We start from the raw sequence: 361 nt of genomic DNA, 5'->3' as shown, positions 1-361 counted from the left end.
GCAGGCCCTTCTCCACGGCCTTCTTCGCCAGCAGGGCGGCGCCCAGCATGACGGAGGGGTTGGAGGTGTTGGTGCAGGAGGTGATCGAGGCGATCACGACCGCGCCGTTGTCGATCTCGTAGGACGTGCCGTCGGGGGCGGTGACGGCGGTCGGCTTCGAGGCCTCGGCGGAGTACGCCGGCAGCGCCTCGGCGAACTTCTCGGCGGCCTCGGCCAGGATCACGCGGTCCTGCGGGCGCTTCGGACCGGAGATCGACGGGACGACGGTGGAGACGTCCAGCTCCAGGTACTCGGAGTAGACCGGCTCGACCGACGGGTCGTGCCAGAGGCCCTGCTCCTTGGCGTACGCCTCGACCAGGGC

General features: G+C 70.4%; 1 protein-coding gene. It reads right to left on the bottom strand.

Translation table 11 applies throughout. The features are described 5' to 3' along the window. Positions 1–361, bottom strand: a 361-nt coding sequence (locus C2142_RS40380; protein WP_241002785.1) for an aconitase family protein, incomplete at both ends; no start/stop codon positions are given.

Origin of the sequence: Streptomyces sp. CB01881 (assembly GCF_002953255.1) — a bacterium.
Classification (GTDB): Bacteria; Actinomycetota; Actinomycetes; order Streptomycetales; family Streptomycetaceae; genus Kitasatospora.
The sequence above is the reverse complement of the archived record's forward strand: the minus strand, read 5'-3'. Positions and strand labels throughout refer to the sequence as shown.